At 69.7% G+C, this 22,532-nt stretch carries 21 protein-coding genes; 18 read left to right on the top strand and 3 right to left on the bottom strand.

Going from position 1 to position 22,532, the window contains the following annotated elements; all coding sequences use genetic code 11:
* Window positions 1-32: 32 nt before the first annotated feature.
* From LR394_RS14645 to arc, 3 genes are all read left to right on the top strand, one after another.
* Window positions 33-1,157, top strand: a complete 1,125-nt coding sequence (locus LR394_RS14645) for a site-2 protease family protein (protein ID WP_231442064.1) — start codon at window positions 33-35, stop codon at window positions 1,155-1,157.
* Window positions 1,158-1,276: 119 nt separating this feature from the next.
* The gene (locus LR394_RS14640; RefSeq protein WP_269329183.1) at window positions 1,277-2,374 is read left to right on the top strand and encodes a tRNA (adenine-N1)-methyltransferase; all 1,098 of its coding nucleotides are present in this window, start codon (window positions 1,277-1,279) and stop codon (window positions 2,372-2,374) included.
* A gap of 312 nt (window positions 2,375-2,686) precedes the next feature.
* Entirely contained in the window at window positions 2,687-4,426 is a 1,740-nt protein-coding gene (gene arc, locus LR394_RS14635; RefSeq protein WP_231442062.1) for a proteasome ATPase, read from the top strand.
* Window positions 4,427-4,593: 167 nt separating this feature from the next.
* Here the strand turns inward: arc and LR394_RS14630 are convergent, their stop codons facing one another.
* Complete coding sequence (locus LR394_RS14630) at window positions 4,594-5,025, bottom strand: DUF3054 domain-containing protein (RefSeq protein WP_231442060.1); 432 nt, start codon at window positions 5,023-5,025, stop codon at window positions 4,594-4,596.
* Between the two features lie 410 nt (window positions 5,026-5,435).
* Here LR394_RS14630 and dop point away from each other — a divergent pair, with 410 nt between their 5' ends.
* From dop to LR394_RS14595, 7 genes are all read left to right on the top strand, one after another.
* Window positions 5,436-6,956, top strand: coding sequence for a depupylase/deamidase Dop (dop, locus tag LR394_RS14625; RefSeq protein ID WP_231442059.1), 1,521 nt, complete (start codon window positions 5,436-5,438; stop codon window positions 6,954-6,956).
* A gap of 131 nt (window positions 6,957-7,087) precedes the next feature.
* Window positions 7,088-7,288 (top strand): ubiquitin-like protein Pup, encoded by a 201-nt coding sequence (locus LR394_RS14620; protein ID WP_231442057.1) that lies wholly within the window; start codon window positions 7,088-7,090, stop codon window positions 7,286-7,288.
* 142 nt (window positions 7,289-7,430) lie between these two features.
* A complete protein-coding gene (gene prcB, locus LR394_RS14615) occupies window positions 7,431-8,249 on the top strand; it encodes a proteasome subunit beta (protein WP_231442055.1) in 819 nt (272 codons plus the stop codon).
* Window positions 8,246-9,115: a proteasome subunit alpha gene (prcA, locus tag LR394_RS14610; RefSeq protein ID WP_231442054.1), complete on the top strand. Its 870-nt coding sequence runs from the start codon at window positions 8,246-8,248 to the stop codon at window positions 9,113-9,115. Before prcB ends, prcA begins: the two co-directional genes overlap by 4 nt.
* A 143-nt stretch (window positions 9,116-9,258) precedes the next feature.
* A complete protein-coding gene (gene pafA / locus LR394_RS14605) occupies window positions 9,259-10,620 on the top strand; it encodes a Pup--protein ligase (protein WP_231442051.1) in 1,362 nt (453 codons plus the stop codon).
* 56 nt (window positions 10,621-10,676) lie between these two features.
* Complete coding sequence (locus tag LR394_RS14600; RefSeq protein ID WP_231442049.1) at window positions 10,677-11,648, top strand: FKBP-type peptidyl-prolyl cis-trans isomerase; 972 nt, start codon at window positions 10,677-10,679, stop codon at window positions 11,646-11,648.
* Window positions 11,649-11,751: 103 nt separating this feature from the next.
* Window positions 11,752-12,132, top strand: a complete 381-nt coding sequence (locus tag LR394_RS14595) for an FKBP-type peptidyl-prolyl cis-trans isomerase (RefSeq protein WP_231442047.1) — start codon at window positions 11,752-11,754, stop codon at window positions 12,130-12,132.
* A 66-nt stretch (window positions 12,133-12,198) separates the two neighbouring features.
* Here LR394_RS14595 and LR394_RS14590 read toward each other — a convergent pair whose 3' ends face one another.
* Entirely contained in the window at window positions 12,199-13,386 is a 1,188-nt protein-coding gene (locus tag LR394_RS14590) for a DUF3866 family protein (RefSeq protein WP_231442045.1), read from the bottom strand.
* A gap of 4 nt (window positions 13,387-13,390) precedes the next feature.
* Between LR394_RS14590 and LR394_RS42950 the strand changes: the two genes are divergently transcribed.
* From LR394_RS42950 to LR394_RS14555, 7 genes are all read left to right on the top strand, one after another.
* Window positions 13,391-14,440 carry a helix-turn-helix transcriptional regulator gene (locus LR394_RS42950; protein WP_231442044.1) on the top strand — a complete coding sequence of 350 codons (1,050 nt, stop codon included), beginning with the start codon at window positions 13,391-13,393 and terminating at the stop codon, window positions 14,438-14,440.
* Window positions 14,437-15,414 carry a helix-turn-helix transcriptional regulator gene (locus LR394_RS14580; protein ID WP_231442043.1) on the top strand — a complete coding sequence of 326 codons (978 nt, stop codon included), beginning with the start codon at window positions 14,437-14,439 and terminating at the stop codon, window positions 15,412-15,414. The genes LR394_RS42950 and LR394_RS14580 overlap by 4 nt, the downstream gene beginning before the upstream one ends.
* A gap of 321 nt (window positions 15,415-15,735) precedes the next feature.
* Entirely contained in the window at window positions 15,736-16,098 is a 363-nt protein-coding gene (locus tag LR394_RS14575) for a hypothetical protein (RefSeq protein ID WP_052527724.1), read from the top strand.
* Between the two features lie 107 nt (window positions 16,099-16,205).
* Window positions 16,206-16,487: a hypothetical protein gene (locus LR394_RS14570; protein ID WP_231442042.1), complete on the top strand. Its 282-nt coding sequence runs from the start codon at window positions 16,206-16,208 to the stop codon at window positions 16,485-16,487.
* 102 nt (window positions 16,488-16,589) lie between these two features.
* On the top strand, window positions 16,590-16,895 hold the full coding sequence (gene tatA / locus LR394_RS14565) for a Sec-independent protein translocase subunit TatA (RefSeq protein WP_231442041.1): 306 nt from the start codon (window positions 16,590-16,592) through the stop codon (window positions 16,893-16,895).
* Between the two features lie 53 nt (window positions 16,896-16,948).
* Window positions 16,949-17,809, top strand: a complete 861-nt coding sequence (gene tatC, locus LR394_RS14560) for a twin-arginine translocase subunit TatC (RefSeq protein ID WP_231442040.1) — start codon at window positions 16,949-16,951, stop codon at window positions 17,807-17,809.
* 138 nt (window positions 17,810-17,947) lie between these two features.
* A complete protein-coding gene (locus LR394_RS14555; protein ID WP_231442038.1) occupies window positions 17,948-20,743 on the top strand; it encodes a DEAD/DEAH box helicase in 2,796 nt (931 codons plus the stop codon).
* A gap of 15 nt (window positions 20,744-20,758) precedes the next feature.
* Here the strand turns inward: LR394_RS14555 and LR394_RS14550 are convergent, their stop codons facing one another.
* Window positions 20,759-21,199, bottom strand: coding sequence for an Lrp/AsnC family transcriptional regulator (locus LR394_RS14550; protein ID WP_231442036.1), 441 nt, complete (start codon window positions 21,197-21,199; stop codon window positions 20,759-20,761).
* 194 nt (window positions 21,200-21,393) lie between these two features.
* On the opposite strand from LR394_RS14550, the gene LR394_RS14545 reads away from it, so the two are divergent.
* Window positions 21,394-22,314: a 5'-3' exonuclease gene (locus LR394_RS14545; RefSeq protein WP_269329200.1), complete on the top strand. Its 921-nt coding sequence runs from the start codon at window positions 21,394-21,396 to the stop codon at window positions 22,312-22,314.
* Window positions 22,315-22,532 lie beyond the last annotated feature (218 nt).

The raw sequence follows: 22,532 nt of genomic DNA, 5'->3' as shown, positions 1-22,532 counted from the left end.
GCAGGCCACGAAAAGCAACCGGGACGGCGACGATGAGCGCGGCCGCGGAACTGCCCCAGGCCCAGTCCGGCATCCGCCTGGGCCGGGTCGGCCCGGTACCGGTGTACCTGCGCCCGTCCTGGTTCCTGATCGCCGTGGTGATGACCGCGCTGTTCGCCCCCACCGTGCGGGTCTGGGTCGACATCGACGGCCCGGCCACCTACGCCATCGCCCTCGCCTTCGCCCTGATCCTGCTGCTCAGCGTCTTCGTGCACGAGGCCGCCCATGCCGTCGCCGCGGCCGCCACCGGTACCCCGGCCACCGCGATCGTTTTGGATCTGTGGGGCGGGCACACCGCGTTCGACGCCCCCTCCACCTCCCCGGCCCGGGCCGTCATCGTCGCCGTGGTCGGCCCGCTGTCCAACCTGGTCATCGCCTTCGGCGCCGACCAGGCGATGGCGCACGCCGAGTACGGCTCGGTGGCCCGGCTCCTGCTCGCCGCCACCGCCACGTCCAACCTGGTGGTCGCCGTGTTCAACGCCCTGCCGGGCCTGCCGCTGGACGGCGGCCGGGTGGTCGAGGGTGTGGTCTGGAAGATCAGCGGCAACCGGCTGATCGCCGCCGTCTTCGCCGGGAACGCCGGGCGGGTGGTGGCGGTGGGCACGGTCGCCTACGCCGCCTGGGCCGTGGCCACCGGCGAGCACCAGCTCAGCAGCGCGATCTGGCTGGTCCTGGTCGGCTTCCTGCTCTGGCGGGGCGCCGGCCAGGCGGTCGAGGCGGCCCGCTGGAACATCCGCGCCGAGAAGGCCCTGATCGACGACCTGTTGCAGCCCGCCGTCGCCGTCCCCTCCACCGCCACCGTGGCCGGAGCCCTGATGTCCGCCGCGGGAGCAGGAGCCACGGCGGTCGTCGTGCTCGACGTCTACGGGCGCCCCGCCGCCATCGTGGACGAACACGCCGCCGCAGGGGTGCCCGCGGCCCGCGCTGCCGAGGTCGGGGCCAACGCCGTCGCCGAGTCCCTCCCCGACGGCGCCGTGCTCAGCACCGGCCTGGGCGGTCAGTCGCTCATCCAGGCCCTGCAGGACGCCCCCTCCGCCCGGTACGCCGTACTTGGCCCGGACGAGGTCGTGGTCGGGGTTCTGGACTGGGAAGACGTGGCCCGCTTCGTGGCCCCCTGACCAAAACCCGGCAACCACGTCCTCAAGCAGTTCCGCGAGCAGACCGCCCGAGCCCGTCGTCCCCTGTTCGGCGGCCCTGTGCACGAGCCTGCGCGCGAGCGCCCATAGACTCGCTCCTCATGACCGAAGCACCCCCCGCCCCGACCGGCGCCGATCACCGCCGGGGCCCGTTCCGGGCCGGTGACCGGGTGCAGCTGACCGACCCCAAGGGCCGGCTGCACACCATCACCCTCGCCGAGGGCAAGCAGTTCCACACGCACCGCGGCTACTTCCAGCACGAGGAGCTGATCGGCCGGCCCGACGGCTCGGTCGTGAAGAACACCGCCGGAGTCGAGTACCTGGCGCTGCGCCCGCTGCTGGCCGACTACGTTCTGTCGATGCCGCGCGGTGCTGCCGTGGTCTACCCGAAGGACTCCGGGCAGATCGTGCAGATGGCCGACATCTTCCCCGGCGCGCGCGTGATCGAGGCCGGGGTGGGTTCCGGCGCCCTGACGATGTCCCTGCTCAGGGCGGTGGGCGACACCGGCATGGTGCACTCCTACGAGCGCCGCGAGGACTTCGCCGACATCGCCAAGGCCAACATCGAGGCTTTCTTCGGCGAGCCCCACCCGGCCTGGCAGATCACCGTCGGTGACGTGGCCACGGACGTGGTGGAGACCGACGCCGACCGCTTCGTCCTGGACCTGCTGGCCCCCTGGGACTGCCTCGAGGCGGTCGCCAAGGCGCTGGTGCCCGGCGGCGTGCTGATCTGTTACGTGGCCACCGCCACCCAGCTCTCCCGCACTGCCGAGGCGCTGCGCGCCGACGGCCGCTTCACCGAGCCGCAGGCCTGGGAGTCGATGGTGCGCGGCTGGCACCTCGAGGGTCTGGCCGTGCGCCCGCAGCACCGGATGGTCGGGCACACCGGCTTCCTGCTCACCACCCGGCGGATGGCCGACGGGCTGACCGCGCCCGTTCGTCGCCGTCGCCCGGCCAAGGCCGCCTCCGAGGGAGAGGCCGGCGTGTCCGAGGCCTGGGGCGAGTGGACCGCCGACGATCTCGGTGAGAGGCCAGTTTCCGACAAGAAGGTCCGCAAGGTGCGCCGCGAGGTCACCGACACGCCCGCGGCGAAGCTTGCCTCGGCAGCCGACCTCGCCGGACTGGAAGCGGATCTGGACACCGATCCGGCCGCCGAGCACGACGACGACCCTCGTCCAGGTTTCGATCCCACTAATTAATAGCTTTCCGGACTGGATTTTTCGGCGAACTCGGGTGAAGGTCGTGAGCCAAAGGAAGCCGTCCTTGGCATCGGGCGAACGGTGGAGGAGATCTAGGTCACGTTCCTTGTCGGACCAACTTCCCACAAGTGACCATGGGGCCACCCATTGTGACTCCGAACATGCCAGGATGGCTCCTTTCCCGGTCGCCGACGGAGCTGGCCGGGCACGAGATCTCATCTCGTGGATGGATTTACGCCGCCGCGCCGTTGTGGCGTGAAGGCGGGCTAGGGTCGAAGTCTCGACCTTGCGCCGGACGGGAGGGTTACCGCCATGACCGACCACAGCAGCGGGTACGGCCTTGACGAGAGCGCGCTTCGCCGCGAGATCGTTCGCCTCCAGCAGGAGGTCGAGCGACTCTCGGCTGCGCGGATTCCAGGAGCGGCGGGCGACGAGATCGACCGCCTCCGGGCCCAGGTGAACCAGCTCGGATCGCAGAACGAGCGCCTCGCGAGCACCCTGCGCGACGCGCGTGAGCAGATCGTCCAGCTCAAGGCGGAAGTGGACCGGCTGGCCCAGCCGCCCAACACCTTCGGCGTCTTCGTCGCCCCGGCCGAGGACGGCACGGTCGAGGTGATCAGCGCCGGGCGCAAGATGCGGGTCTCGCTCAGCCCCTCGATCGAGGTCGAGGACCTGCAGCCGGGCCAGGAGGTCATGCTCAACGAGGCCTTCAACGTGGTGGCGGCCCGGGCCTTCGAGAAGGTCGGCGAGATCGTCATCCTGAAGGAGATCCTCGACGGCGGCGAACGCGCCCTGGTGGTGGCGCACGCCGACGAGGAGCGCGTGGTCCACCTGGCCGGCACGCTGAAGGACCCGGACGTCAAGCTCAAGGTCGGCGACGCCCTGACGATGGACCCGCGGGCCGGGTTCGCGTTCGAGAAGGTGCCCCGCGCCGAGGTCGAGGAACTGGTCCTCGAAGAGGTCCCGGACATCGACTACTCCGACATCGGTGGCCTCGGCCCGCAGATCGCCAACATCCGCGACGCCGTGGAACTGCCGTTCCTGCACCCCGAGCTGTACAAGGAGCACGGGCTCAAGCCGCCGAAGGGCGTTCTGCTCTACGGCCCGCCCGGGTGCGGCAAGACGCTGATCGCCAAGGCGGTGGCCCGATCCCTGGCCAAGAAGGCGGCCGAGGCGCGCGGGCAGAAGGACTCCAAGTCCTACTTCCTCAACGTCAAGGGCCCGGAGCTGCTGAACAAGTACGTCGGCGAGACCGAGCGGCACATCCGGCTGATCTTCAGCCGGGCCCGCGACAAGGCCTCCGAGGGCACCCCGGTGGTGGTCTTCTTCGACGAGATGGAGTCGCTGTTCCGCACCCGCGGTTCCGGCGTGTCCAGCGATGTCGAGACCACGATCGTCCCCCAGCTGCTCTCCGAGATCGACGGCGTGGAGCGGCTCGAGAACGTCATCGTGATCGGCGCCTCCAACCGTGAGGACATGATCGACCCGGCGATCCTGCGCCCGGGCCGGCTCGACGTGAAGATCAAGGTCCAGCGGCCCGACGCCGAGGGCGCCAAGGACATCTTCACCAAGTACCTCACCGAGGACCTGCCGCTGCACCCGGACGACCTGGACGCCAACAACAACTCGCGCAACGCGACGGTCGAGGCGATGATCCTGCGCACCGTCGAGCGGATGTACGCGGAGTCCGAGGAGAACCAGTTCCTCGAGGTCACCTACGCCAACGGGGACAAGGAGATCCTGTACTTCAAGGACTTCAACTCCGGTGCGGTGATCCAGAACATCGTCGACCGGGCCAAGAAGGCGGCGATCAAGAACTTCCTGGACTTCGGCCAGCGCGGGATCCGCCTGGAGCACCTGCTCCAGGCCTGCGTGGACGAGTTCAAGGAGTCCGAGGACCTGCCGAACACCACCAACCCGGACGACTGGGCCCGGATCTCCGGCAAGAAGGGTGAGCGGATCGTCTACATCCGCACGATCATCCAGGGCAAGCAGGGCACCGAGCCCGGCCGCACGATCGACACGGTCGCGAACACGGGCCAGTACCTGTAGTTCCCTGCTGAAACGGCCGGCTCACCTTCGCAGGTGGGCCGGCCGTTCTTGCTTCGGGACGTTTGTGGTTGGGTCGAGCGGTCGGGTCACCCTGGCGCCGCCAAGCGTTGAGAACCCCGACCGGCGAACTGGCCGGGTAGCCGCCGGGCGGGCATATGAGGTCTGGTTCAGGCAACCCGTTCCGGCTGCCGCGCGGTACCGGCCCCCGAGCGCAGCTGCCGCAGCGCCAGGTAGCGGGCGGCGAACCGCCAGCCCAGCATGGTGACGGCGAGGAAGATCGTGCTGACCACCACGAACGAGACCGGCGTGCCGTCGTTCTGCACCACGCTGCGCAGGATCATGCCGATCACCAGGGTCTTCATCAGCACCATGGCGGCACCGGTGAGCGCGGCCGGAGCCAGCCGGAAGGCCAGTACCCCCACGTAGCCACCCGCCACCCCGACCCAGAACGGCCAGCCGGTGGTGACCAGGCCGACCAGGGTGAAGCCCGCTTCGTGCGAGTTGCGGCCGATCGCCACGAACACCAGAACGCAGGCCAGATCGGCCAGGGCGGCGACCGCGAGCGCCCGCGGGTTCGGCCGGGCAGGGGAGGGGACCATGACCGTAAGACTCCTTCGCTTCCACACTCTTCGGCGGCGGATGCCGCACACAACGCGCCGCGACCGGTCACCAGCAACCCGTCCCTCATCACGCACCGTGCTCCTGCCCCCGCACAGTAGCCACCGAGCCACATTCACCTGACCCTAACCGGCCAGGAACCCGCCATCCCCGCAGGTTCACCAGCCGTGGAAGCAGCAGAAGCAGCTTTCCGGCGCTTCCGCCGCTACTCAGGCTGGTGAAGGCGACTTGGGCTGGGGAATGCGACTTGGGCTGGGGAGGGCGAGGAGAGAAGACGTGACGTGGGCGACCCGGCGGGTGTGGGGAGCGTCTCTTAGGCTGGGTTCATGAGCGCAACCAGCAGGGGCGGTAGCCGCAGCGGCGCGGGCAGCAGCAACCGGACGGCGCCGCGATGAGCGCGCGCCGGGTGATGGGGATCGAGACCGAGTACGGGGTCTCGGCCCCGGGCGATCCCGCCGCCAACGCGATGCTGATGTCGTCCCAGGTGGTCAACGCATACGCGGCGCCGCTGGGCAGCCGGGTGGGCCGGGCCCGCTGGGACTACGAGGACGAGGCCCCGCTGCGCGACGCCCGCGGCTGGGAGATCAGCCGCGACACCGCGCACGCCAGCCAGCTCACCGACGCCCCGGAGGACCCGGGCCTGGCCAACGTCATCCTCACCAACGGCGCCCGGCTGTACGTCGACCACGCGCACCCGGAGTACTCCTCGCCCGAGGTCACCAGCCCGCGCGACGTGGTGCTCTGGGACAAGGCCGGCGAGCAGGTGATGCTGCAGGCCTGCCGGCGGATCGCGGCCAACCCGGGTCTGGGCGACGTGAACCTGTACAAGAACAACACCGACAACAAAGGTGCCTCCTACGGCACCCACGAGAACTACCTGATGCGCCGCTCCACGCCGTTCGCCGACGTGGTCAAGTACCTCACCCCGTTCTTCGTCACCCGGCAGGTGTTCACCGGGGCCGGCCGGGTCGGCCTGGGCCAGGACGGCACCGGCACCGGCTTCCAGATCTCCCAGCGGGCAGACTTCTTCGAGGTCGAGGTGGGCCTGGAGACCACGCTGAAGCGGCCGATCATCAACACCCGGGACGAGCCGCACGCCAGCGCCGACCGGTTCCGCCGGCTGCACGTGATCATCGGCGACGCCAACCTGTGCGAGGTCGCCACCCTGCTCAAGGTCGGCACCACCAACCTGGTGCTGCAGATGATCGAGGACGCGGCGTTCACCCAGGACCTCTCGCTCGAGCGCCCGGTCGGCACCCTGCACGACATCTCGCACGACCCCACGCTGAAGCAGCACCTGACCCTGCGCGACGGCCGCTCGATGACCGCGGTGGAACTACAGTGGCTGTTCTTCGAGCAGATCAGCGCCTACGTGAGCGACCGGTACGGCAGCGACGCGGACGAGGCAACCACCGACGTCCTCCAGCGGTGGGAGAACGTGCTGAGCCGGCTCGGCGAGGACCCGATGCTGTGCGCCCGGGAACTGGACTGGGTGGCCAAGCTGCGCCTGCTCGAGGGCTTCCGCAACCGCGAGAACCTGAACTGGGACGCCGCCCGGCTGCAGCTGATCGACCTGCAGTACTCCGACGTCCGGCCGGAGAAGGGGCTGTACCACCGGCTGGCCTCGCGCGGGCAGGTCGAGCGGGTGGTGACCGACGCCGAGATCGCCGAGGCGGTGCACGAGCCCCCGCACGACACCCGGGCCTACTTCCGGGGCCGCTGCCTGGCCCGCTACGGCGAGAACATCGCCGCCGCGTCCTGGGACTCGGTCATCTTCGACATCCCCGGCCGGGGCGCCCTGCAGCGGGTGCCCACCCTGGACCCGTCCCGGGGCACCCGCGAGCACGTGGAGGCCCTGCTGCAGCGCTGCGAGACAGCGGCGGAGCTGGTGGACGCCCTCGCGGCGGAGTGAATCCGGCGCCGACAGTGTTGTCGGGTGGGTAATTTCTTCCGAGTAGTGGGGAATGGCACGCGCCGAAACCGCTGGCACATGCTTAGGATCACTGCAAGGAAGTGCACTCATTCAGAGCGCAGGAGGCAGTCATGGCCGGCCAGGAACAGCAGCGCCCGACCCGACGCGACGAAGAGCCCGCCGACGACGCGGCCCCGGAGGCCCCGCCCGCAGCCCCGGCGGCCCAGACCACGGACGCCGACGTGGACGCGATCCTCGACGAGATCGACGACGTCCTGGAGAGCAACGCCGAGGAGTTCGTCAAGGGGTTCGTTCAGAAGGGCGGCCAGTGACGGCAGCCCTCACGGGTGCGCCGGGTACCGCCCGGCGCACCCCCGCTGCCGCCCCTGATCACCCACGACGTTCGCCGCGCGCGGAAAACTTCTCTGGTTTTCCCGGTGAGCGAACCTCGCCCGTCTGGATAGGGTTTCGCCTGTGACTGCTGCCGACTCCTTCCGTGAGGGGCGGTTGCCGGAGGCGTTCTTCACCCCGGGCAACTCCTCGTTCACGGATTTCCTCGCCGCCCACGCCGAGCACCTCCTACCGGGCCGTCAGCTGCCCGCCGGAGCCGTCATGCCCGAGTTGCCGCACGCCACCACGATCGTCGCCGCCACCTTCGAGGGCGGGGTGGTGATGGGCGGGGACCGGCGCGCCACGATGGGCAACTACATCGCCCACCGGGAGATGGAGAAGGTCTACCCGGCCGACGACTACTCCTGCGTCGGGATCTCCGGCACCGTCGGCCCGGCGATCGAGATGATGAAGCTGTTCCAGGTCGAGCTGGAGCACTACGAGAAGATCGAGGGCACCCTGATGTCCCTCGACGGCAAGGCCAACCGGCTGGCCACCATGCTGCGCGGCAATCTGCCGCTGGCCATGCAGGGCCTGGCCGTGGTGCCGCTGTACGCCGGCTACGACCTGGACCGCAACGTCGGGCGGATCTTCTCCTACGACGTCAGCGGCGCCCGCTACGAGGAGCACAGCTACCACAGCACCGGCTCCGGCTCGCTGTTCGCCAAGGGCTCGCTGAAGAAGCGCTGGCGCACCGGGATGTCGGCCGACGACGCGGTCCAGGTGGTCCTGGAGTCGCTGCAGGACGCGGCGGACGACGACTCGGCCACCGGCGGCTCGGACGTCGGGCGGCGGATCTACCCGACGATCTCGGTGGTCACCGCCGAGGGGTACCACCGGCTCGGCCAGGACGAGACCGAGGCCGCCTTCCGGACCCTGAGCGAGCGAGGCGACGCCCGATGAGCATGCCCTTCTACGTCCCGCCCGAGCAGCAGCAGAAGGACAAGGCCGACTACGCCCGGCGCAACATCGCCCGGGGCCGGCCGGTCATCGTGCTGGCCTACGACAACGGCATCGCCTTCGTCGCCGAGAACGCCTCGCGCTCGCTGCACAAGATCAGCGAGATCTACGACCGGATCGCGTTCGCCGCGGCGGGCCGCTACAACGAGTTCGAGAACCTGCGGGTGGCCGGCGTGCGCTACGCCGACCTGCGCGGGTACTCCTACGACCGCAGCGACGTCACGGCCCGGGGCCTGGCCAACGCGTACGCCCAGATCATGGGCAACGTCTTCACCCAGGACTCCAAGCCGATGGAGGTGGAGATCGCGGTCGCCGAGGTCGGCCGGACCCCGGAGCAGGACCAGATCTACCGCCTCACCTACGACGGATCCGTCGCCGACGAGCAGGGTTTCGTGGTGATGGGCGGTCAGGCCGACACCATCACCACCGGCATGCAGGAACGCTGGCAGCCCGGACTGACGTTGTCGGCGGCGCTCACGCTGGCGGTCGAGATGCTGGGCCGCGACCACAGCAACGGCGCCGACCGCACCCTCACCCCGGACCGGCTCGAGGTCGCGGTGCTCGACCGGGCCCGGCCCCGGCGGGCGTTCCGCCGGCTCGGCGGCCATCTGCTCGAGGCCCTGCTGGCCCCGGACGACCCGACCACCGACGTGCCCAGCAGCGACGACGCCCGGCCGGGAGCGCACGACACGCTGACCGGCGAGCAGTCGCCCCAAGCTCCGGCGAAACCGGTTCCGGCGCCGGGCGATCCGGTCTCGACCGAGCCCGACCAGCAGCCCGGCCACCCCGAGGGCGGACCGGACGCATGAGCGGATCGCTGCCGTTCGGTCCCGGCGAGAGGGGGCTCGCCGGGCCCGGCAGCGACATCTCCGGGCTCCCCGTAGGTAACTCCACGATTAACGCAGTGCCCCGTACTGGTGCTAATGGGCGAGAAGGCACCTACAGTAAGGGAATGGACCGCCGAATCTTCGGGCTGGAGACGGAATACGGGGTCACGTGCGCCTTCGAGGGCCAGCGCAAGCTGTCGCCCGACGAGGTGGCCCGTTACCTGTTCCGTAAGGTCGTCTCCTGGGGCCGCTCAAGCAATGTCTTCCTCCGCAACGGTGCCCGGCTGTACCTCGATGTCGGATCGCACCCCGAGTACGCCACCCCCGAGTGCGACGACGTCCGCCACCTGGTCGTTCACGACCGCGCGGGTGAGCGGATCCTCGAGGGCCTGCAGGTCGACGCCGAGCGCCGGCTGCACGAAGAGGGCATCGCCGGCGACGTCTTCCTGTTCAAGAACAACACCGACTCGGCCGGCAACTCCTACGGCTGCCACGAGAATTACCTGGTCTCGCGGCACGGCGAGTTCGGCCGGATGTCCGACATCCTGATCCCGTTCCTGGTCACCCGGCAGATCCTGGTCGGGGCGGGCAAGGTGCTGCAGACCCCGCGCGGGGCGGTGTACTGCCTCTCCCAGCGGGCCGACCACATCTGGGAGGGCGTCTCCAGCGCCACCACCCGCTCGCGGCCGATCATCAACACCCGCGACGAGCCGCACTCCGACGCCGAGCGCTACCGGCGCCTGCACGTCATCGTCGGCGACTCGAACATGTCCGAGACCACCACGATGCTCAAGGTCGGCGCCACCGACCTGGTGCTGCGGATGATCGAGGCCGGGGTGGTGCTGCGCGACCACACCCTGGAGAACCCGATCCGGGCGATCCGCGAGATCAGCCACGACCTGACCGGCCGGCGCAAGGTCCGCCTGGCCAACGGCCGCGAGGCCACCGCGCTGGAGATCCAGGAGGAGTACCTGGCCCGGGCCAAGGACTTCGTGGAGAGCCGCGGGCTGCAGACCGACACGGTCAAGCGGGTTCTCGACCTGTGGGAGCGCGGGCTGCGGGCGGTCTCCACCGGCGACCTGTCGCTGGTCGACCGGGAGCTGGACTGGGTGATCAAGCACCGGCTGATCGAGCGCTACCGGGCCAAGCACAACCTGCCGCTGTCCTCGCCCCGGATCGCCCGGATCGATCTGGCCTACCACGACATCCACCGGGAACGCGGACTGCACTACCTGCTGATGAAGAAGGGCATGGTCGAGCGGGTCGGGGCCGACATCGAGGTGTTCGAGGCCACGTCGGTGCCGCCGCAGACCACCCGGGCCAAACTGCGGGGTGACTTCGTCCGCAAGGCCCAGGAACGCCGCCGCGACTTCACCGTGGACTGGGTGCACCTGAAGCTGAACGACCAGGCGCAGCGCACCGTGCTGTGCAAGGACCCGTTCCGCTCGGTGGACGAGCGCGTCGAGCGGCTGATCCAGAGCATGTGAGCCCAGGATCATGCCTTAGGGTGTTCGGCGTCCCTTTCCCACGACGAAGGTCGAACGTGCTCTCACGCCAATCCCTGTTGCGGGCCGGCGCGGTTCTCGTAGCCGCTGCGGCCGTGGTCTCCGGTTGCTCCAGTGCGTCCTCGGGCGGCGGGGGCGAGGAGCAGGCCGCCACCACGACGACCGACATCAACGCCATCGAGGTCTCCGGCAAGTTCGGCGAGACCCCGAAGGTCGAGGTGCCCACGCCGTTCTCGACCGAGAAGACCACGCCCAAGGTGATCTCCGAGGGCGACGGCAAGAAGGTCGAGGCCGGTCAGCGGGTCACGGTCAACTACGTGGGCATCAACGGTGCCGACGGCGAGACCTTCGACAGCTCCTACGACAACGGCCCGGCCGCCTTCACCCTGGAGGACGGCCAGCTGATCAAGGGCTTCGTCAGCGGCCTGGTCGGCGCCAACGTCGGCTCCCGGATGCTGATCACGATCCCGCCGGCCGACGGCTACGGCACCCAGGGCGTCTCGTCCGCGGGGATCGGCCCGACCGACACGCTGGTCTTCGTGATCGACGTGGAGGGTGCCTCCGACGTGCTCAAGCGCGCCACCGGCGACAAGGTCAAGGCCAAGAGCGGCCTGCCTACCGTCGAGCTGGCCAAGAACGGCGAGCCGACGATCACGGTGCCGGACGGCAAGGCGCCGGAGTCGCTGGTCGTGCAGCCGCTGATCGAGGGCAAGGGCAAGAAGGTCGAGAAGGGCCAGACCATCTCGGTGCACTACACCGGCGTGATCTGGCCGGGCGGCAAGTCCTTCGACTCGTCCTGGAAGAACGGTGCGCCCGCGAGCTTCGCGATCGGCGCCGGCCGGGTCATCTCCGGCTGGGACAAGGGCCTGGTCGGCAAGCGCGTGGGCAGCCAGATCATGCTGGTCGTCCCGCCGGACGAGGGTTACGGGGCCGAGGGTCAGGCCGCGGCCGGCATCAAGGGCACCGACACCCTGGTCTTCGTCGTCGACATCCTCGACGCCACCGGCTGAGCGGAGGGCGGACCGGCCTTGAGCCGGTCCTGACACAGCCACCCATCGCGATGCCCTAGCCTCGGCCTGCCCGAGGCGAGCACTTCACCACAAGGAGAAACCCATGAGTCCTGAGCGCCAGCGTCCGGAGATCGAGTTCCCCGAGGGACAGCCGCCGACCACGCTCACGATCACGGACGAGATCGTCGGCGAGGGCCAGGAGGCCACCGCGGGCAACACGATCAAGGCCCACTACGTCGGGGTGGCGTTCTCCTCCGGCGAGGAGTTCGACGCCTCCTGGAACCGGGGCGAGCCGCTGCAGTTCCGGCTCGGTGTCGGCCAGGTCATCGCCGGCTGGGACCAGGGCATCGCCGGCATGCGCGTCGGTGGCCGTCGCCGTCTGGTGATCCCGCCGGAGATGGCCTACGGCCCGCGCGGCGCCGGTGGCGCGATCGGCCCGAACGAGACCCTGATCTTCGTCGTGGACCTCGTCGACGCCCGCTGATCTCAGCAGCACCGAAAGCGCCCCTCACCAGCTGGTGAGGGGCGCTTCGCTGTCTTCTGGCCAGGATCAGGAGTTGGTAAGGAGAGCGGCGGCGTGGCGGCCGGCAGCAGCAGCGGCCAGGAAGGCCGAGGGGTCGGCGGAGAGATTGCGGCCCATGGTGGAAAGCCCCACCGGGCACTCGCGCAGCGCGTCCATCAGCCCGTCCACTCCCACGCGGACCTCACGGTGCCTACCCTCGGGCGCGAACAGCCCTGCCACCTGACGCTCGATCAGAGGTCCGAGCTGCGACAGGGGAGTAGCTGCGTTGTCCCCGACCGCAGCCGACTCGGGGTTTCCGCCAACAGCGGCCGGCGCCGTCCGCTCGTCCTCAAGCAGTGAACCGAAGTCGGGCACCACAACATCGGCGGGCGCCAGCGCAACCCGCCCGTAAGCGGTCAGGGAGTGGTGGGAGACGCCGCGATGGCGCTCGCGCGCATCAGCCCCGGAGACCCGCAGACAGGCCACCGGACGTCCGTTCAGCACCGACGTCGCGTTGAGCACCTCCCCGGCCTGCACCCCGGAGAAGCCCCACTTCGTGCCGGTTCCCAGATTTCCCGGCCCTTGGCTGACGATCGTCACGTCCACCTGGGCGACGTGCCGGGCGGCCAGCAGCCCGGAGTGCACGCTGACCGCTTCCAGATCACCACCGAACGCCTGGCCCACCGTGATGCAGGTGTCCAGCCAGCCGGCGTGCCGCAGCCCGGCGATGGTGCGGGAGAACCAGGCCGGCAAAGCCCCGCCGTCGGTCATGACATACGCCACTCGCGCGCTCGGGGCCGCCTGCCGTAGCCCGGCCAGGATCGCGGGCAGCGAACTGTGCAGATCGGCCACCACGACCGGCATCCCGAACAGGTCGTCCGCCTCGGCCAGCACCTGGTGATGCTGCGACTCCTGCTCGTCCACCCCCAGCACCATCGCCTGCAGCGGGGTGTAGCGGGCCTTGACCAGATGCCCCGGACCGCGCTGGGGATCCGGTGGCAGATCGTCCAGAATCGCCGCGACCAGGGCGTAACCCCCGGTGCCGAGCCCGCGTTCCAGCGCGGTGGTGTTCAGCAGCACGCGCTGACCCGGCACCGGCCGTCCCACCAGCAACGGGTAGACCAGGGCCCGGCAGGCGGTCCAGACCCCGTCCGAGTACACCTCGGCCTCGTACTCGACCGCGCCGTCCCATTCGCGCCGTTCGGACGTGACACGGCCCTCTCGCCACAGAATCACGCGCGTGACCTTATCTCGCCACCTGCCCGGCTCGGGTAGCGTGGGTGCGGTGTCCTCGCGGCGTACCGAGCGGCTGCTCAATCTGGTGATCTGCCTAGCGGCCTCGCGGCGTTGGCTGACGAAGGAACATATCCGGGCGGCGGTACCGCAGTACGCCGACTGCGACACCCCCGAGGCCTTCGACCGGATGTTCGAGCGCGACAAGGAAGACCTGCGTGACCTGGGCATTCCGGTGGTCACGGGGACCGACGAGCGCTGGTTCGACGACGAGCCCGGTTACCGGATCGACCGCGACGACTACGCCCTGCCGCCGATCGAGCTGGACGCCCAGGAGCTGGCCGTGGTCGGCCTGGCCAGCCGGGTCTGGCAGCAGGCCAGTCTGGCCGGTCCCGCGGCCCGGGCGCTGACCAAGCTCACCTCGCTCGGGGTGGACACCGACCAGGACATGGACGGCCTGGAACCGCGCATCCGCACTGCTGAGCCCGCGTTCGGCCCGCTCTACGCCGCCACCCGGGACCGGCAGGTGGTCACCTTCACCTACCGCAAGCCGAACGGTGACGCGGCGGCCCGCGAGGTGGAGCCCTGGTCGGTGGCCAGCCGCAACGGTCGCTGGTACCTGATCGGGAAGGACCGCGGCCGGGGTGCAGCGCGGGTGTTCCGGCTGTCCCGGATCGAGAGCGACGTGAAGCGGCGGGGCCGGGCGGGGATCTACGAGATCCCCGAAGACCTGGACGCGCAGCAGATGATCGGCAAGCACGTCCCCAGCACGGACGAGCGGATCGCCACCGTTCTTCTGCGCACCGGCCGCGGGGCGGGGGTACGGCGGCAGGCGGTCGCCACCATCGCGTCGGCGGAGAAACCGGGCTGGGACGAACTGCAGATCAGAATTGGAGACGCGGGGATGCTCGCCCAGGCGCTGGCCGGGTTGGGCCCGGACGCGGTGGCCGTCACTCCGGCGGATCTGCGGGCTGAAGTGATTCGGCTGCTGAAGGGGGCCCTGGGGGCCCAGGCCGCGCAGATCCAGAGCGAGAACCCGAAAATGAGGGTGGGATGAGCGCCGTCGCCGCCACCGCGCGACTGTCCCGGCTGCTCACCATGGTGCCCTGGCTGCTGAACCGGCCGGGGGTAGAGCTCGGCGAGGCCGCACGCCACTTCAAGATCACCGAGCCCCAGCTGGTGCGCGACCTGGAACTGCTGTTCGTCTGCGGTACCCCCGGGCACATGCCCGACGACCTGATCTCGGCCGAGTGGGACAGCGGCCGGATCTACCTGAGTAACGCCGACGCCATCGCCCGGCCGCTGCGCCTGGACCCGGACGAGGCGATCGCGCTGATCGCCGGCCTGCGCACGCTCGCCGACCTGGGCGACGTGAACGACCTGGGCGATCGCCGGGCGGTGGACTCGGCGCTGGTCAAGCTCTCGGCCGCGGCCCAGGACGCGGTCTCGGCCGCGAACCGGGTGGACATCGACCTGACTCCGGGCCCGGGCGGGGCCGAGGCAACGCTGCGCACCGCCCGCGAGGCCCTGCGGCTGCATCGCCGGCTGCGGCTGCACTACCTGGTTCCGGCCCGCGACGAGATCACCGAGCGGGACGTGGACCCGATGCAGGTCACCAGCATCGACGGGCGCTGGTACCTGGAGGCGTGGTGCCACCGGGCCGAGGGCGTCCGGTTGTTCCGCTTCGACCGGGTGGCCGGCCTGCGCCTGCTGGAGGAGGACGGAACCCCGCCGCCGCAGGCGGTCTCCCGGGCCGGCGACGAGCAGCTGTTCACCCCCTCCGAGGACGACCTGGTGGTCACCCTGGAGGTGGAGCCCCGCGGGCGCTGGGTGGCCGAGTACTACCCGGTGGAGCAGACCGAGGAATTGCCCGGCGGCCGGTTGCGGGTGGTGCTGCGGGTGGCTGCCCCGGACTGGATCCCACGGCTGGTGCTGCGCCTCGGTGGTGCCGGCCGGATCGTCTCCCCGCCCGGGCTGGCCGACCAGGTGCTCACCTCGGCGGCTGCGGCGCTGGCCGGTTACGAGCACTGAACTCGCTGGCTGCGGCCGCCGAATCATCACAGTGAGTCACGGTCGGTAGCTCGTCCGGCTGCCCTCGGATGCCCTCCCACGATGCCTCTGCGCTGATCCTGTGCTGTCGTTTTAGAGGTTTAAGGGCAGATCAGTGCCGGGATCGGGGACTAGGCCGTCCGGGCGAGCGGTACTGCGGGAAAAACGACACGCCACGCACGAACGATCCACGCCCCGTCACCAGGGCGGCCTAGGCATTACTGTCGGCGGTTAAGGAGTTGCGGGCCGTGGCCGAAGAACCCCTCGACGATGAATGGCGGCTCTGCTGGAGGTGGATCGCAAATGACGACGATCAAGGCGTCGTGCCCGAGTTGCGGTGATGTTGAGTTGACTCCGCACCAGGTGCGTCTCGTCGTCTGCTCCGTGAAGAGCTGGTCCTATTACGCCTTCATCTGCACCACGTGCCACGAGGAGGTGCGCAAGCCGGCCGGCAGGGACGTGGTCGCGCTGCTCATCTCCGGTGGAGTGGTCGCAGAGCCGTGGAACGTGCCGGCCGAGGTGCTCGAGGAGCACGAGGGTCCGACACTGAACTACGACGACGTGCTGGACTTCGCTCTCTGGCTGGAGCAGGCGGACCTGCTGGCGGCGGCAGCCGCAGCACAGGGGCCACGCCCGCGGGCACAGGCACCCGAGACGGCCGCGTAAGAAGTAAGCGCTCTTCGGAGCCGATTTGGCCGGAGCCGGGGTCCACCTCTGACGGAGGAGGGCCCCGGCTTCGGCGTTGCCCGGGCCCGACCCAGTACGCTGAACGGGTGTCGGTGTGGTGGTGGGTCCTGATCTGGGTCGTCCTGGTGCTCTTCGCCCTCGGCGTGGTGGCCGTGCTCGGCCTGGGCTTGTGGCGCCGCGCCAAACTCCTGCTGGGTGAGCTCTCGGTCGCCTCCGAGCGGTTCGCCGAGATCAGCGCCAAGCTCGAGCAGGTCGCCGAGCGGGCCGAACCGCGGGAACCCGCGGTGTTCACCGATCCGTTGGAGCTGAGGCAGGAGCGGTACCGCGCGCAGCGGGCCAAGGCCTCTGAGCGGGCTCACGGCCGGTAGACCGGACGCGAACGGGGTCTGCCGGGCGCAGCAGGTACCGCGTACGATGACACCGACCGTTGGGCAAAACGTGCGCTGCGGGTTCAGTGGAAGGAACAGCTCATGGGCTTTCTGAAAGAGCCTTCGCACATCATCATCATGATCCTCGTGCTGGTGATCCTGTTCGGCAGCCGCCGTCTTCCCGACGCGGCCCGGGGTCTGGGCCGCTCGATGCGGATCTTCAAGTCCGAGATCAAGCAGATGAAGCAGGACGACAACCCCACCCCGGCCGACGAAGAGGCCGCCCAGCGCAAGGCCCAGGCCGAGGAACTGCGCCGCCAGGCCGACGCGCTGGAGTCCGACCCGCCGCTCGAGGGCCGGGTCATGACGCCGCAGCAGCCGGGTTACCAGAGCCGTACCGACGTCTGACGTTCCCCGTTGTGGACCGTCCGACTTCCAGCGTTGAGAGGAACTGACCGCCGGTGGCGGTGACCAAGCCGTCCAAGCCAGGTAAACGACCGAAGAACCCTGAGGGCCGGATGTCCCTCAAGGAGCATCTGGCCGAGCTCCGGTACCGGGTGGTCGTCAGCACGGTCGCCCTGGTCCTGGCCACCGTCGGTGGCTGGTTCCTGGTGCACCCGGTGCTGGAGAACCTGATCATCCAGCCGCTGGCCGAGGCGTCCGCGCACGGCCAGAAGGTCACGCTGACCTACCGGGCGATCGCCGACGCCTTCAACATCCAGGTCAAGGTGGCCGTCTACATCGGCATCGTGATCTCCAGCCCGGTCTGGCTGTACCAGTTCTGGGCGTTCATCACCCCGGGCCTGACCAAGAAGGAACGCCGCACGTCGCTGTGGTTCGTGGCGTTCGCGGTGCCGCTGTTCCTGTCCGGGGTCTGGCTGGCCATCCTGGTCCTGCCCAAGGCCGTGGCCTTCGGCGCCGAGTTCGCCCTCGAGGGCTCGCTCAACCAGCCCGACGCGCAGACCGTCATCACCTTCGCCAGCCGGCTGATGATCGCCCTCGGGGTGGCCTTCCTGATGCCCCTGGTGCTCATCGGGCTGAACATGATGGGCCTGGTCAGCGGCCGGAACATGGGCAAGTACTGGCGGATCGCGGTGTTCTGCGCGTTCCTCTTCGCGGCGATCGTCTCGCCCTCGCCGGACGCCTCGCAGATGATCCTGATGGCCTTGCCCCTGGTCGGCCTGTACGTGGTCTCGGTGTTCGTCGCCCTGTTCAACGACCGGCGCCGCGCCCGCAAGCGCCGCAACGACCCGGTGTTCGGCCTCAGCGACGACGAGTCCAGCCCGCTGGCGAGCGACGACGAGCCGATCGATCGCCCCTGAGCCTGAGCGCGGCCCGGCCTCACCCCTGGATCTGCCGGGGGTGAGGCCGTTGTCGTCTGCCCGGGCTCCGGAGTGTGAGGTGAGACCTGGTGCAATACGGGTTCTCGCTCCCGAGCACCGGCGGGTAGCGTAAGCGGCGTGACGTCGCCCGCCGAACGATTTGCCGCGGCCCGCCAGCGCAACGAGGAGGCGAAGACCCCGCTTTCCCGCTTCCGTGCGCGGTACCCGTTCGATCTGGACCCTTTCCAGCTGGAGGCCTGCCGGGCGCTCGCCGACGGCCGGGGCGTGCTGGTGGCCGCTCCCACCGGTTCCGGGAAGACGGTGGTCGGTGAGTTCGCCGTGTTCCTGGCCCGCGACTCCGGCCGGAAAGCGTTCTACACCACGCCGATCAAGGCGCTGAGCAACCAGAAGTACGCGGACCTGGCCAAGATGCACGGCGCCGAGAACGTCGGCCTGCTCACCGGCGACACCGCGATCAACGCCGACGCGCCGGTGGTGGTGATGACCACCGAGGTGCTGCGCAACATGCTCTACGCGGACTCGGCCGCCCTGGAGGGCCTGGCCTACGTGGTGATGGACGAAGTCCACTACCTGGCCGACCGATTCCGCGGCGCGGTCTGGGAAGAGGTGATCATTCACCTGCCCGACGACGTGCTGCTGGTCAGCCTGTCCGCCACGGTGAGCAACGCCGAGGAGTTCGGCGCCTGGCTGGACACCGTGCGCGGCAACACCGAGGTCGTGGTCTCCGAGGACCGCCCGGTCCCGCTGTGGCAGCACGTGATGGCCAACCGGCAGCTGTACGACCTTTTCGCCGAGGGCCAGTCCACCGACGGCGTGAACCCGGAGCTGCTGCAGATCACCCGCGACGCGAACCGGCGGGAACGGCAGTTCCAGGGGGCCGGCGGCCGCCGCGGCGGCTCCACCTCGGCCCGGGGCTCCAAAAGCCGCGGTACCTACGCACGAGGCGGCCGGCGTCCCAACTCCACCCCCAGCCGTTTCGAAGTGATCAACGCGCTGGACAACGCCGGCCTGCTGCCGGCCATCACCTTCATCTTCAGCCGCGCCGGTTGTGACGCCGCGGTGCAGCAGTGCCTGTACTCCCATGTCCGCCTGACCACCCCGGAAGAGCGCACCGAGATCCGGCACATCGTGGAGTCGCGCACTGCGGACATCCCCGACGAGGACCTGGCCGTGCTCGGCTACTACGAGTGGGTCGAGGCGCTGAGCCGGGGCATCGCCGCGCACCACGCCGGGCTGCTGCCGGCCTTCAAGGAGGTCGTCGAGGAACTCTTCACCCGCGGCCTGGTGAAGGCCGTCTTCGCCACCGAGACGCTGGCGCTGGGCATCAACATGCCCGCCCGCAGCGTGGTGCTGGAGAAACTGGTCAAGTGGAACGGCGAGACCCACGCCGACATCACGCCGGGGGAGTACACCCAGCTGACCGGGCGAGCCGGCCGCCGGGGTATCGACGTCGAGGGCCACGCGGTCGTCCTCTGGCAGCCCGGGCTCGACCCGGAGGTGGTCGGCGGTCTGGCCTCCACCCGAACGTTCCCGCTGCGCTCCAGTTTCCGGCCCACCTACAACATGGCTGTGAACCTGGTCGGCCAGGTCGGCCGCTCGCGGGCCCGGGAGATCCTGGAGACGTCGTTCGCCCAGTTCCAGGCCGACCGCGCGGTGGTCGGTCTGGCCAAGCAGGCGCGCAAGCAGGAAGAGGCGCTCGAGGGCTACGCCAACGCGATGGACTGCCACCTGGGCGATTTCAGGGAGTACGCCGGGCTGCGGCGCAAGATCGGCGAGCGCGAGACCGCACTGTCGCGCAACGCTTCTCGCGACCGGCGCTCGGAAGTGATCGGTTCTCTGGAGAAACTCCGCAAGGGCGACATCATCCGGGTACCGGGTGGGCGCCGTCCGGGCTGGGCGGTCGTCCTCGACCCCGGTGTCTCGGGTGGAGACAGCCTGGAGGGCCCGCGTCCTTCAATTCTGACCATTGAGCGCCAGGTCCGCCGTCTTTCGCTGATGGATGTGCCGACCCCGGTCGAGGCCACCACCCGGATCACGGTGCCGAAGAACTTCAACGGCCGTGACGCCACCGCCCGCCGCGACCTGGCCTCCTCGGTGCGCAATGCGCTGGGGGTGTTCCAGCACGACGCGGATGTGGTGCAGCAGCAGCGCCGGCCGAAGAAGTCCCGTGCCCAGGACGAGGACGAGGAGCTGAACCGGCTGCGCCGCCAGCTGCGCACGCACCCCTGCCACGGCTGCTCCGAGCGCGAGGACCACGCCCGCTGGGCCGAGCGCTACTTCCGACTCAAGCGCGAGACCGACGCGCTGGTGCGCCGGATCGAGGGCCGCACCAACACCATCGCCCGGGTCTTCGACCGGGTCTGCGACCTGCTCACCGAACGCGGCTACCTGGCCGGGGACAAGGTCACGGCGGCCGGGGAGCAGCTGCGCCGGATCTACTCGGAGTCCGACCTGCTGGTCTCGGAGTGCCTGCGCAAGGGCGTCTGGAAGGACCTGGACGTACCGGGCCTGACCGCAGTGGTCAGCGCCATCGTCTACGAATCCCGGCGGGACGAGGGCGGTCTCAGCCCGCGCGTGCCCAAGGGAGCACCGGTGGTGGCGCTGGACACGATGACCCGGATCTGGTCGGTGCTCGACGACGAGGAACGTGCTCACCGGCTGGACGTGACCCCTGAGCCGGACGCCGGTCTGGCCTGGGCGATCCACCGCTGGGCAGCGGGGCAACCGTTGCAGGCGGTGCTGAGCGATGCCGATCTGGCCGCGGGTGACTTCGTGCGCTGGTGCAAGCAGGTGATCGACCTGCTCGGGCAGATCGCCCAGGCCAGTGACGACCCGGCGCTGGTGAAGACCGCCCGGGCCGCGGTGGACGCGGTCAGCCGGGGGGTCGTGGCCGCCGGCCCGCCGCGGGCCTGAGGTAGCTCGGACGAATCAGATGGAGAGGGGCCGGGCTTCGTACGGGGTCGAGAGCACGATCGTGGTGCGAGTCCGGACCCCGGCCACCGCACGGATCCGGGCGAGCAGGGCCTCCAGCGCGGCCGGCGTGGCCACCCGCACCTTGAGCAGGTAGTTCTCGTCACCCGCGACGGAGTAGCAGGCCTCGATCTCGCTGATCGGGACCAGCCGCTCCGGCACGTCGTCCGGTGCGGAGTGGTCCAGCGGGGTCACCGAGACGAACGCCGTGAGCGGGAGATCGACGGCCTCGGACTGCACCACCGCCGTATAGCCCAGGATGATGCCGCGCTGCTCGAGCCGGCGTACCCGCTGGTGCACCGCGGACGTGGATAATCCGGTCGCCCGCCCCAGGTCGGTGAAACTCATCCGGCCGTCCTGGGAGAGCAGGCGCAGAATCTGTCGGTCGATCTCCTCCATCCGGCGAAGGCTACCGGCCCGAACTAGCTGGTGACACAGGCTTTGCTCGTGGGTGACACCGGATAGCGCAGCGTCACCTGAATGCCTGTCGGTGCGTGATGGCCGGGCAACGGTGCGTATCTCCGACGCCGGCTGGTCAGGAATGGCAGGATCGCTCCGTGCCTGCCGCATTCCCGGACCCCCGCCCCGAGTTGATGCTGCTCGACGCCGCATCGCTCTACTTCCGCTCGTTCCACGGAGTGCCCGACTCATTCGTGGCGCCCGACGGGACGGTGGTCAACGCGTTACGCGGTTTCCTGGACTCGGTGGCCTACCTGGTCACCCAACGCGGGCCGAAGCGGCTGGTGGCCTGCTGGGACGACGACTGGCGGCCGGCTTTCCGGGTTGCCGCCATTCCTTCCTACAAGGCGCACCGGGTGTCCGATCCGCGCACCAACAGCGAAGAGGTGCCGGACCTGCTGGTGCCCCAGGTCCCGCTGATCATCGAGGCGCTGTCGTTGCTGGGCCTGTGCCGGGTGGGCGCTGCCGGGTACGAGGCGGACGACGTGATCGGCACGCTCACCGCCCGCCACGTGGCTTCCGGCGGTACCGACGTGGATGTGGTTACGGGGGACCGTGACCTTTTCCAGCTTGCGGACGATGCGGCTCGGGTTCGGGTGCTGTACGTGGGCCGCGGGGTGCGGAAGCTGGAAATTGTGGACGAGGCGTGGCTGGCGGCTAAGTACGGGGTCACGAGCGGGCAGATGTATGCCGAGATGGCCACGCTGCGCGGTGACCCCAGTGACGGGCTGCCGGGGGTGGCGGGCATCGGGGAGAAGACGGCCTCCGGGATGCTGAAGCGGTTCGGCACGCTGACCGAGCTTCGGGAGGCCGCCGGGGACCCGGCTTCGGATCTTTCTCCTGGGCAGCGCAAGAAGCTGCTGGAGGCCTCGGACTATCTGGATGCGGCGCCGGCGGTGGTCACGGTGGCGCCTGACGCACCGATTGCTGAGCTGGACGACGCGTTGCCGGCCACGCCGCCGGATCACGAGGCCCTGGTGGAGTTCGCCTCGAAGTGGGGTGTGGAGAGCAGCGTCTCCCGGGTGGTTCAGGCTCTGACCAAGGCCACGGCCTGAGCTTCCGTTCGAGGGGCTGAACCCCTGGCCGGCGTGGTCTCGTTCGGCCGACTGTCCAACTGGCCCGAGTGCTGGTAATGTCTTCCGAGGCCCTGCAGCCGGTCGCCTTGTGCGGCGGGCAGGTCTTGAGAGCAACGGACGCGTGAGCGGCCGGTCTCGGGATTCAGTGGCTTTCATTTTCTGCAACTGTCTGAGCAGTGCATGCTCATGCCCTTCGC

The sequence above is a fragment of the Kineosporia babensis genome, assembly GCF_021129305.1.
Taxonomy (GTDB): Bacteria; Actinomycetota; Actinomycetes; order Actinomycetales; family Kineosporiaceae; genus Kineosporia; species Kineosporia babensis.
The sequence above is the reverse complement of the archived record's forward strand: the minus strand, read 5'-3'. Positions and strand labels throughout refer to the sequence as shown.